An 8,242-nucleotide genomic window follows, 5' to 3' on the forward strand; every position below is an offset into this window, starting at 1 on the left:
GAGCAGGTCATGCGGTGCGTTGTGATGACGCCCTTGGGCATCCCCGTCGATCCGGACGTGAAGAGCACCTTCAAAACAGTGTCCGGCCCGACTTCTGCGGATGCTGTCGAAGTTGGAGCCGATCCGGACGCCAACAGCTGCTCAACAGTGAGCCATGTCCCGCCGCTGCCGGCCCCCACCACGATCGTGCGGCCGCGCATTTCAGGCAGCTGCAGCGCGCGGCTGAATGCGTCCGGGTCTTCCGCGAACACCATGCCGGGATCCAGCAACGCGAGCACGTATTTCAGCTTGGAGAGATCTTCACTGGCTGTGGAATAGGGGACTGACAAAGGCGTGTAGGGAACGCCCGCGATGCTCGCCCCCAGTGCGAGCAGCTGATGGGCTATCGAGTTTCCTGACAAGATCAGAAGCGGTCGGTCCGGTCCCAATCCATGCCAGAGAAGGCCACGTGCGATGGTTCGTGCACGTCGGGCGGTCTCAGCGTAGCTGATCGTCGCCCATTCCCCCGTAACGTCGCGCTCGCCGAGAAAAACGCGATCTCCGGCGGAATCGGCCCAGTGCATCAGATAGTCGTGGAGACGAGCCGGGTATGGCCTAAGCTCGTGAGCAGAGCGCACGAGAAGGACGCCATCGTCCCTTTGCTCGACCATTTGAATATTCTTTGTGAAACGTTCGATACCGACATCCTGCCCCACCTGCTCGATGGCCATCGCGTTCTCCCATGATCTCATTTTTATTGGGCGTAGATGTCACCCTAAGGATTGCGGGATCCATAGACGGCCATCAATTTAGTGTCAAAGTGGATGATATCCGCAGAGCCGACGAAGTACATCGCGTATGTTTGTCGTTCACGTCACGTTCGGAACCGCGCGTGCAGTGCAGCATGCGTGTATTGCGCGGCAGCGCGGACAGGTTTGGCCGATGACGTCATGAGCTCATTTGTTTCCGAGTGGACTATATACGCGCGCGTGATATGAGTCCGACGTTGGACCGCACCGATCGCGGCCACGGTGACAAGAACCAAAAACTATCATTGAGGGAGAGAAACTATGCGACGCGTAAGCGCGCTTTTCGCGTGGACTATTGCAGTTGCAATGGCCCACCTGTCGTCGGCTGCCTTGGCGCAAGACAAAGTCAAGATCGGAGTCCTCAACGACCAGTCTGGCGTGTTCTCGACCTATCAGGGAATTGGATCGGTCATTGCGGCCCAGATAGCCGTGGAAGATCTCGGCGGCAAAGCCGCCGGACTGCCGGTAGAGGTTGTCTCGGCTGATCACCAGAATAAGACAGATACGGGCGTTACGATCGCGCGGCGCTGGTTCGAAAACGAGAACGTCAGCGCTATATTCGATCTTCCGAACTCAGCCATTGCCCTGGCAGTTGCCAACATGGGCGAACAGCAGAACAAAGTCTTCGTGGGTTCGGGAGCCGGCACAGCCTTGCTGACTGGCGAAAAATGTACGCCGAACACCGTTCACTGGACTTACGACACCTACGCTTATGGACGTGGATTGGGTAAAGCCGTCGTCGCTCAAGGCGGCAAGAGATGGTTTTTTCTCACAGCAGACTATGCCTTTGGACATGATCTCGAAAAACAAGCTGTAGAGGCTGTAAAGGCCGCAGGCGGCGAGGTGGTGGGCACCGTAAGACATCCCCTCGGGACGGCGGACTATGCGTCGTTCCTGCTGCAGGCGCAGGCCTCTGGAGCCGACATCGTGGGAATCGCCAACGCCGGCGATGACACGATCACTTTGATCAAGCAGGCAGCGGAATTCGGTCTGACCAAAAAGCAACGGCTGGTCGGACTGATCCTCGGCATGAACGGCGTGCCGTCGCTCGGACTTCAGGCGGCTCAAGGCGCACAGATCATGAATCCCTTCTATTGGGATCTCAACAATGATACGCGAGAATTCGCGCGCAAATTCTCTGCGCGTCATCCGCAGAAGAACTATCCGAACGACATGCAGGCCGGCGTCTATTCTTCGGTCATTCACTACCTGAAGGCCGTCAACAAAGTCGGCGGGGCAGGGGACGGCCGCGCTGTCGTAGCAGCGATGAAGCAGATGCCGACCGACGATATCCTATTCGGCAAGGGGTATATCCGCGAAGATGGCCGGAAGATCCATCCGCTCTATCTCCTCGAAGTCAAGAAGCCTGACGAATCGAAAGGACCATGGGATTTGCTCAAGGTTGTCGCGACGATACCGGGAGAAGAAGCGTTTCGGCCGGCGGCACAAGGCGGTTGCAAGCTCGTGAAGGGCTGACGGCTTCTGCCGACGGCTCTCATTCCCGAGCGCCGTCGGCAGGTTTCCCGAATGAATAGGGTAGGCCGACGTAGTTCTCCGCCAGTGACGATCGCGCCGCGCTGGATCGAACGACATAGTCGAGCTCTGCTTGCTGGAGCTTGGTGGCAAACCCGTCATTGTCCGGGAAGCGGTGCGTCATGGATGTCATCCACCAGGAAAAACGAACAGCTTTCCAGACGCGTTTGAGTGCCGTCGCGGAGTAGTGGTCGAGTCCTGCAGACGACTTATCATCGTAGAATTCGCGGAGCGCATGTGAAAGATAATGCACGTCAGACGCTGCGAGATTGAGGCCTTTCGCACCCGTTGGCGGAACGATGTGGGCAGCGTCGCCGGCAAGAAAGAGTCGTCCGAACCGCATCGGTTCGGCGACGAAGCTGCGGAGCGGCGCGATGCTCTTTTCGAGTGATGGGCCAGTGATAAGCGATTCGGCCGCTTCCCGATCGAGGCGTCGCCTGAGTTCATCCCAGAACATGTCGTCCGTCCAGGCTTCGACCTTTTCGTCGAGAGAACACTGAACGTAGTATCGGCTGCGCGTCGGCGATCGCATGGAGCAAAGCGCAAACCCTCGCTCGTGGTTGGTGTAAATCAACTCGTTCGAGACGGGGCGCGTATCTGATAGAAGGCCGAGCCATCCAAACGGATACACGCGTTCGTATGTTTGCAGGGCGGAGGAGGGGAGTACTTTCCGGCTCACACCATGAAAGCCGTCACAACCCGCAATGAAATCGCAAGCGAGCTCGTGGGTCAAACCGTCTTTCGTGTAGGAAACGCGCGGGTTCTTGCCATCAAAATCATGCAGGGCAACATCCTGCGCCAAGTACTGCGTTGTGAGCCCGGCAGCTTCGCGCGCATCCATCAGGTCGCGTGTGACTTCCGTCTGCCCATACACCGTCACAGCCTTGCCTCCCGAGGCGCGCGTCAGGTCCACGCGATGCCGCTGGCCTCCGAAGAGAAGCTCGATGCCTTCGTGGACAAGGCCCTCGGCGTGCAGCCGCCCGGTAATACCGAGCGTTTCAAGCATCTCGACGGTGCCCTGCTCGAGAACACCGGCCCGGATCCGGCTCAAGACGTAATCTTTGGTCTGCCGCTCAAGGATGACGTTTTCGATACCGTACGAGTGGAGAAGCTGGCCGAGTAACATGCCCGCCGGCCCGGCTCCAATGATTGCGACCTTGGTCCTCACGATGTTCTCCTAGTGCTGCGCAACTATCCATAAGTGACAGTCGGGCAGGCGCGCGATGTGCGGTTATTCAGCACATGTTGGAATGGTTGACAACTCAACTGTTTTCCATTGCATTACCCTCAATGCTTCCCCGAGCGGGCGACTTGCAGCGTCAGGCAATGGTTGTTTCGATCATTGCGCGGTGCATGCACCTTCTGTCGAGGATGAAGCACCTCTGGCAAACGCCGGATTTCACACACGGAGGAAACAATGAAGACTCATCACGGGTGCATTTTGGCGGTTGCCCTCATGGCTTCAGGCCCTGCTCAAGCCCAGATTTCTGACGATGTCGTAAGAATTGGTGTCCTCAACGACATTTCAGGCGTTTTCCAAGACACGAACGGCATGGGATCGGTTGAGGCGGCGCGCATGGCAGCCGAAGACTTCAATGGCGGCGGGAAGAACATCAAGGTCGACATCGTTTACGCCGACCACCAGAACAAGTCGGACGTTGGCGCCGCGATCGCCCGTAAATGGCTGGACGTGGACAAGGTTGACGCGATCGTCGATGTGCCGAACTCGGCCGTAGGTCTCGCAATCAACAATATCGCCCGTAATACAAAGATGACTTTCCTGGCGTCGTCGACCGCGACGTCCGACCTGACCGGCAAAGACTGCTCTCCAAATACGATTCAGTGGGTGAATGATACCTGGGCGACCGGCAACACCACTGCAGCCGCCATGATGCAGCGCGGTGGCAAGGACTGGTTCTTCATCACAGTTAACTACGCGCTCGGCCAAGGGATCGAAAACGAAGCAACAAGTTACATCAACAAAAACGGCGGCAAAGTCCTCGGCTCAATCAAGCATCCTCTCGGAACCTCGGATTTCGCCTCGGCGCTCCTTCAGGCGCAGAACTCTAAAGCCAACGTGATTGGCCTTGCGAATGCTGGCGCCGATGCGATCAACTCCATCAAACAGGCCAACGAGTTTGGCATGCAGGATGGTCCGCAGCAGATCGTAGCTTTCCTTGCCTTCATCAACGACGTTCACGGCATGGGCCTGAAAACAGCGCAAGGCCTCCTGCTTACGGAATCATTCTACTGGGATATGGACGATGCCACACGCGCATTCGCCAAGCGGTTCTCGCAGAGACCGGGAATGAACGGGAAGATGCCCAGCGCGAACCAGGCGGGCGTTTATGCATCCACGCTGGCCTACTTGAAGGCGGTTGCTGTCAAAAGCACCGATGACGCAGCAGCCGTTGTGCCGCAAATGAAGTCGGTTAGCGGAAAGGATCCGCTGTTCGGTGATGTGACGATCAGACAGGACGGGCGCGTGACCCATCCTGTGTACCTTTTCGAAGTCAAGAAGCCAGCTGAGTCCAAGCAGCCTTATGATTACTACAAGCTGCTCGCCACAATCCCGGCGGACAAAGCATTCCGCCCGATGGCGGAGGGCGGTTGTGCGCTGGTGAAGTAAGTCATCGTCTTCGAAATCGCCGTTTTGCGAAACCATCGGCACCTTTTGTGATTGGTATGGTCGAGCGGAACGGCGATTTTCTGCCATACACAAATGGTTGACAGGTCAACTATTGTGATGTGATCTGCGGCAATAATGAAGAATATCGACTGTGGGTCTCGCGACCCGCTGTTCGGGAGAGAAACATGAACGCTACAGCGGAAGCGAAAAGCTGTCCCACATCTTCGATCGACCCTTTTTCTCACGAGTTCCTGACGGATCCGTATCCGTTTCACCACGATCTGCGTGAAGCCGGCCCGGTTGTGCGCCTGCAGAAATACGGTATCTGGGCCGTAGCCCGCTACGAGGATGTCCATCGAACTTTTCACGACTGGCAGACATTCTGCTCCAGCCGCGGTGTCGGTATGTCGGATTTTGCCAAAGAGAAGCCGTGGCGGCCGCCGAGTCTTGTCCTTGAAAAGGACCCGCCGGAACACGAACGTGCGCGCAGGGTCTTGAGCAAGGTTTTGTCGCCTGTGGTGATGAAGACCCTTCGCGACGGCTTTGTGCGCGCAGCGGCCGCCAAAGCGGATGAGCTGGTCGAGCGACGTGAATTCGACGCCATTTCAGATCTCGCACAGGCTTTTCCGCTTTCCGTGTTCCCTGATGCCGTCGGTATGCGCCAGGAGGGGAGAGAGCACCTGCTGCCGTATGCGGGCACCGTGTTTAACGCCTTCGGACCTGACAACGAACTGCGTCGGCAAGCGATCGAGCGCGCCGCGCCCCATGTGCAATGGGTGACCGAACAGTGCCAGCGGGCAAATCTGGCGCCCGACGGCATCGGCGCGAAGATCCACGATGCGGCAGATGCCGGTGAGATTACCCATGAGGAAGCGCCTCTCCTTGTGCGCTCTCTCCTCAGCGCGGGCCTGGATACAACTGTGAACGGCTTCGGAGCTGCGATCTATTGCGTGGCACGATTTCCCGATCAGTGGTCGAAGCTCCGGAAAAGTCCCGGTCTTGCCCGTGGCGCGTTCGAGGAAGCGATCCGCTTCGAGTCACCGGTGCAGACGTTCTTCCGCACCACGACGCGTGCGGTATCGATCGGTGACGTCGAACTGGGTGAGGGCGAAAAGATCCTGATGCTGCTTGCGTCGGCCAACCGCGATCCCCGCAAGTGGGACAGGCCGGATGAATACGATATCGAGCGCCGGGTGAGCGGCCACGTCGGTTTCGGCAGCGGTATCCATATGTGCGTAGGCCAGTTACTCGCGCGGCTCGAAGCTGAGGTATTCCTTACCGAGCTCGCGAAGCGGGTGAACACGATCGAGATGACCGGCGAGCCGACGCGCGCCTACAACAACACGCTTCGGGGGCTGGATCGCCTTCCCGTTCGCATTACCCCGAACTAAGCGGAGTGCATATGCCACAGATCACTTACATCCAGGCTGACGGCAAGGCGCTTGCGTTCGAAATTGCGGCCGGAACAAGCGTCATGCAGGGGGCGGTCACGAACGGCGTCGACGGGATCGTCGGCGAATGCGGCGGATGTGCCATGTGTGCGACCTGTCACGTCTACGTGGAAGCCGATCCGGGCGGCCTCCCGCCGCTTTCCGAGGAGGAAGACGCACTTCTCGAAGGCGCGGCCAGCGAGCGTCTCCCCAATAGCCGCTTGAGCTGCCAGCTCAAGGTGGGTCCGGAGATTGACGGGCTGGTCGTTAAACTTCCGGAGCGCCAAGTATGAGCGATAGCGACCCCATTGTGATCGTTGGCGCAGGCCATGCCGGCTTCCAGTTGGCGTTGTGCCTGCGGCAGTCTGGCTACTCGGGGAACGTGACGCTCATCAACGACGAGGCGCACCCGCCCTATCAGAGGCCGCCGCTATCTAAGGCCTTTATGAAATCTGGATCCGAACCGGAAAGCCTTCACTTTCGGCCTGCATCGTTCTTCGAAGCGCAGCAAATCAACGTGCGCGCCGGCCGGGTGGTCGAGATCGACCGTAACCGTCGTCAGGTAGAGCTTGCGGATGGCAGTCTCAAGTATCGCCACCTTGTTCTTGCTGTGGGCGCCAAAGGTCGGGAATTTCCGCCGGTCTGCAGTTCCAGCAACCAATACATGGTTCGAACGCTTGATGACGCCGTAAAGCTTCGGGAGCGGATGTCGACGTCGAAGTCCGTCGTGATCGTCGGCGCCGGCTTTATCGGCTTGGAGTTCGCGGCAACGGCCAGAAAAGCAGGTCTCCAGGTTCATATCGTGGAGATGGGCGCCCGGGCGATGGAACGCGCAGTATCCCCCGCAATCTCTGCATACTTCCAGGCCAGGCATGTTGAGGCTGGCATTCACTTCCACTTTGGCGAACAAGTTGTTTCCGCTCTTGAAATCGATGGCAAGCTCCGGAGCGTGAAGACATCCAGCGGAATGGTCTTGGACGCGGATCTCCTTGTTATCGGCATCGGCATTGTACCGAACACCGACATAGCCTCGTCAGCGGGATTGCTGGTGTCGCCCCATGGCATCATGGTGGACCAGCATCTCTCCACCTCGGATCCGGCCATTTCGGCGATTGGAGATTGCACGTTTTTCCCTTGTCGTTATGCACCCAGCCCCGTGCGCATCGAATCCGTTCAGAACGCAACTGACCAGGCTCGCTGCGTTGCTGCACGGCTTACCGGCAAACCCTCGCCGTACGACGCTGTGCCGTGGTTCTGGAGCGATCAAGGCAACGATAAGCTGCAGATTGTCGGTCTCACCCAGGGATACGACGAGATCGTCTTCCGTGGATCGCCAGACGACGGGGTCTTCTCCACGTTCTGCTATAGCCAGGGACGGCTGATCGGCATTGAATCGGTTAACAGACCCGCCGACCACATGATCGGCAGAAAAATTCTTTCCGAGGGTCGGCTGGTGACGCCCGAACAGGCGCGGGATTCTCAGGTCGATCTAAAGCGTGTGGCATGAACCTCTTGTCGAACGGAGCGCTTTGAAGCCTTCGTCTTCTTTCGGACAAGGTCATGATCCGAGCCAGGGACGAAATCATTCACAGCATCGATTCGACGGTGCATCCGGTGCAGGAATTTCAAGAGAATGTCGATCTCCGCGCTACTGAAGTCTTGCAAGAGCAGCTTCTCTCGCTCTAGGGCAGCCTCAATCACCCGGTCATGGACGGCAAGGCCCGCAGGTGTGAGCGAGATGACGGTGCGACGGCTGTCCTGTCCGTCGGAGAGAACCTTTACGTATTTCTGCTCCTCCAGGATTTTCACCGTCCTGCTGACCAGACTTTTGTCGAAGCCAATAACGTGACAGATGCGCTGCG

Annotated in this window: 8 protein-coding genes; 5 read left to right on the forward strand and 3 right to left on the reverse strand. The window is 58.1% G+C overall.

What is annotated here, in order from left to right; all coding sequences use genetic code 11:
• On the reverse strand, positions 1–710 hold a 710-nt coding region (locus ACIQ17_RS27530), incomplete at its 3' end, for an AMP-binding protein (RefSeq protein ID WP_398472537.1).
• 339 nt (positions 711–1,049) lie between these two features.
• Between ACIQ17_RS27530 and ACIQ17_RS27535 the strand changes: the two genes are divergently transcribed.
• Positions 1,050–2,264 (forward strand): ABC transporter substrate-binding protein, encoded by a 1,215-nt coding sequence (locus tag ACIQ17_RS27535; protein WP_398472539.1) that lies wholly within the window; start codon positions 1,050–1,052, stop codon positions 2,262–2,264.
• 19 nt (positions 2,265–2,283) lie between these two features.
• Here the strand turns inward: ACIQ17_RS27535 and pobA are convergent, their stop codons facing one another.
• Complete coding sequence (gene pobA, locus ACIQ17_RS27540) at positions 2,284–3,489, reverse strand: 4-hydroxybenzoate 3-monooxygenase (protein ID WP_398472540.1); 1,206 nt, start codon at positions 3,487–3,489, stop codon at positions 2,284–2,286.
• A 249-nt stretch (positions 3,490–3,738) separates the two neighbouring features.
• On the opposite strand from pobA, the gene ACIQ17_RS27545 reads away from it, so the two are divergent.
• The 4 genes from ACIQ17_RS27545 to ACIQ17_RS27560 all read left to right on the forward strand — a co-directional run bounded on the left by ACIQ17_RS27545 (position 3,739) and on the right by ACIQ17_RS27560 (position 7,887).
• Positions 3,739–4,950 carry an ABC transporter substrate-binding protein gene (locus tag ACIQ17_RS27545; RefSeq protein ID WP_398472541.1) on the forward strand — a complete coding sequence of 404 codons (1,212 nt, stop codon included), beginning with the start codon at positions 3,739–3,741 and terminating at the stop codon, positions 4,948–4,950.
• Between the two features lie 185 nt (positions 4,951–5,135).
• A complete protein-coding gene (locus ACIQ17_RS27550) occupies positions 5,136–6,341 on the forward strand; it encodes a cytochrome P450 (RefSeq protein ID WP_398472543.1) in 1,206 nt (401 codons plus the stop codon).
• An 11-nt stretch (positions 6,342–6,352) separates the two neighbouring features.
• Positions 6,353–6,673: a 2Fe-2S iron-sulfur cluster-binding protein gene (locus ACIQ17_RS27555; protein WP_398472544.1), complete on the forward strand. Its 321-nt coding sequence runs from the start codon at positions 6,353–6,355 to the stop codon at positions 6,671–6,673.
• On the forward strand, positions 6,670–7,887 hold the full coding sequence (locus ACIQ17_RS27560) for an NAD(P)/FAD-dependent oxidoreductase (RefSeq protein ID WP_398472545.1): 1,218 nt from the start codon (positions 6,670–6,672) through the stop codon (positions 7,885–7,887). The genes ACIQ17_RS27555 and ACIQ17_RS27560 overlap by 4 nt, the downstream gene beginning before the upstream one ends.
• Here ACIQ17_RS27560 and ACIQ17_RS27565 read toward each other — a convergent pair.
• On the reverse strand, positions 7,860–8,242 hold a 383-nt coding region (locus ACIQ17_RS27565), incomplete at its 5' end, for a MarR family winged helix-turn-helix transcriptional regulator (protein ID WP_398472547.1). The two genes, ACIQ17_RS27560 and ACIQ17_RS27565, sit on opposite strands and share 28 nt — an antisense overlap.

The organism is Tardiphaga sp., from assembly GCF_044340795.1.
In the GTDB taxonomy this organism is placed as follows: Bacteria; Pseudomonadota; Alphaproteobacteria; order Rhizobiales; family Xanthobacteraceae; genus Tardiphaga.